This is a genomic window from Mesorhizobium sp. M7A.F.Ca.CA.004.12.1.1 (genome assembly GCF_003997835.1).
In the GTDB taxonomy this organism is placed as follows: Bacteria; Pseudomonadota; Alphaproteobacteria; order Rhizobiales; family Rhizobiaceae; genus Mesorhizobium.
Map to the genome: position 1 here is coordinate 1 of NZ_RZRK01000809.1, position 2,717 is coordinate 2,717.

General features: G+C 63.0%; 3 protein-coding genes. All 3 read right to left on the bottom strand.

Annotated features, from left to right (window positions below; genetic code table 11):
- On the bottom strand, positions 1-593 hold a 593-nt coding region (locus tag EN984_RS29960), incomplete at its 3' end, for a fatty acid desaturase (protein ID WP_245480147.1).
- A gap of 49 nt (positions 594-642) precedes the next feature.
- Positions 643-1,824, bottom strand: a complete 1,182-nt coding sequence (locus EN984_RS29965; protein ID WP_127267573.1) for an aldose 1-epimerase family protein — start codon at positions 1,822-1,824, stop codon at positions 643-645.
- Between the two features lie 16 nt (positions 1,825-1,840).
- Positions 1,841-2,623: an ATP-binding cassette domain-containing protein gene (locus EN984_RS29970; protein ID WP_024501560.1), complete on the bottom strand. Its 783-nt coding sequence runs from the start codon at positions 2,621-2,623 to the stop codon at positions 1,841-1,843.
- Between the last annotated feature and the right edge of the window lie 94 nt (positions 2,624-2,717).

A 2,717-nucleotide genomic window follows, 5' to 3' on the forward strand; every position in this document is an offset into this window, starting at 1 on the left:
TTGTGAAGCTCCATCTCGGGAATAAAGCTTTTCTCGTCGGGCGAGATGCTGCCGAACGCATTGCGCACCAGCGTCGGCAGCGAATAGCGGAAATCGAGAATGCCGGTGAAGGCGAGTGCGGCACGCAGCAGGTCCGGCGGACGCATCACCGCGATCTCGGCGTCGCGGCCGACGATGATCGTGTCGGTGTGATGGCGGGCATGGCTCCAGCGCCAGGTCACCGGGTTGCGCATCAGCATGAAACTGGCGATCTGGTAGACGGCATCGTTCATCCAGCGCGTGCGGAAGGCGGTGCCGTGGCCGCACTCGTGCCAGCGCGAGTCGCTGGACGAGCCATAGAGCACGCCATAGACGAGCAGGAACGGCACCATCCACCACGTGCCCCAGAACCAGGCGATGCCGGCGGCGGAACCCAATATGGCAACGATCCAGATGATCGTGTCGCGGATCGCCGGCCCGTCCGAGCGTTGCATCAGCTCTTTCATCGCCTTGCGCGGCACATCGGTGTGATACCACTCGGCCGAGGCCAGCCCGGTCTCGATCGCGATGCGCGTGCTTTCCCCGACCAGGCTGTAGTCGCGCTTTTTCTCCATCACATCGACCTCCGATTTCCGGCCCGCCAGCCGGAGCATTCGTTTCGCATCATGCCCTGTCCGCCAATCCCGGAAAATTGCCCGACGGCACAGGATAATCCTGTTGCGGCTGCCTGGCGATCGACGCGATCTTTGCTTCGGCCGCGGCGATCGCGCCGGCGCCGTCGAGCACCCGGAACACCGCGTCATAAGAACGGCCTTCGCCATGCTCCAGCCAGATCATCTCGCCTCGCTCGCGCGCCGCGAGATTGCCCAAGACATGGTGTGTCGAGGGTTCTATGCCCAGCGCATACTGCCCTGCCTGGAAATTCTGCCATTGGTAGGCGCAAGGCAGCTGATCCTTGCGCGTGATCACTTCCAGGCCAAGCCCTATGCCGTCGTTGACCACCGCCACCGGCACCTCGCCATTGGCGTCGGCCGCCATCTCATGCTGCCAGACCTGCTCGCTGAAGCCCAGTCGCGGCGCCGGCACGGTGCGGTAGCCGACCTTCTGCGCCTCGTAGCGTTCGCCTGCATGGCCAGCCCAGACGACGTCGCGGATCGGCGCCAGATAGCGCGAACCCTCGTCGAGCAAGGGGTGGCTGACATTGACGTGGTAAAAATACATGTGCGGCGTGCGATTGAAGCCATGGTTGACGACGCGGTCCGACAGCCGGATCTCGTTGCCGCCGACATCGGCCTCGATACGCCGGATCAGATGCAAATCCTCGCCGAACACCGCCGATTGCTGAACGATGCCTTCGGCCCAAAGCACGCAGCGGTCGCCATCCCAGGCCTCGCCATAACCGGTCAACCGTGCCGGAATGGTGCCGACACGGCCGTGCAGCGAATGGATCACGGTCTTCTTGCCCGGGTAGTTGTAGCTATCGGCAGGCACCGCTTCGCGGCCCAATATGTGGTCGAGGCCGCAGGTGACAAGCAGGCCTGAAAACGAGCGCGCCCAGGCGAGGCCCCCTTCCCCCTCATAATCGTGTAGGCCGGGGTTGCGAAAGCCGCTCGGCGAATGCCAGCCGATCGCCTGGCCCTTGAAGTCGCAATCGGCGATGTCGAGCGCCCGGTCGACCAGCGCCGTGAAACGCAGGCCCGAGCCGGTGCGGAACTCGAGCATGCGGATGCCGCGTTCCACGCCGTCGCCAAGCGTCATCAGCCGCACGCCGGCAAATTGCGACAGCATGCCCGAACGTTCCGATACCTGCCGGCGCGAAAGCGTCTTGCCGTAGAGTTCTACCATGTGACGGCCAACTTCTTCACTTCGCTCTCGTCTCTTTCAGCAGGGCCGACATGTCGGCGCCGGTGATGATGCTTTCCACGGTCAGAAGATCGGTATCGGCAACCGTCTGCTCGGCGACGATCTCGCCGCGGCGCATGACGATGATGCGGTCGGCGACCTGGAACACGTGATGGATGTTGTGGGTGATCAAGAGCACCGAATGGCCGGCGTCACGCACCTCCTTGACGAAGCGCAGCACGCCATGGGTTTCCTCGACGCCGAGATTGTTGGTTGGTTCGTCGAGGATGATGACCTTGGCGGCGAACTGCATGGCGCGAGAAATCGCAATCGACTGCCGCTCGCCACCCGACAGCGTCGAGACCAGCGCATCGGCGTCGAGTTTTTTCGAGATGCCGACGCGCTTCAACAGCGCCGACGCCGCATCGCGCAATTTGGCGAAATCGAGCGGCGCGAACACGCCCAGCCATTTCAGCTTGACCGGTTCGCGCCCAAGGAAAAGATTGCGCGCAATGCTGAGATCCGGCGCCAGAGACGTATCCTGGTGGATGGTCTCGATGCCGAGGTCCATGGCATCGCGCGTCGAGCGGATCGAGACCTTCTCGCCGCGCACATAGATGTCGCCACGGTCGATCGGAAACACACCGGAAATCGCCTTGATCAGCGTCGATTTGCCGGCGCCATTGTCTCCGAGCAAGGCCACCACCTCACCCTCCTTGAGAGCAAAGGACGCATTCTTCAGCGCCCGAACGCTGCCGAAGGATTTTTGCAGATTCTGCAGCCGGAGAACTTCCATCGTCAGCCCCTTGCGGCGTTCTTCTGCAGCAAAGCGTGCAGGATGAGCATGGCGAGGATGATGAGGCCGACGAAGATGTTGTAGGCGAGGCCCGGCACGC

Bases quoted from the DNA above. Each gene is read 5' to 3' on its own strand.
- EN984_RS29965 (WP_127267573.1), bottom strand. From the start codon at position 1,824: ATGGTAGAACTCTACGGCAAGACGCTTTCGCGCCGGCAGGTATCGGAA.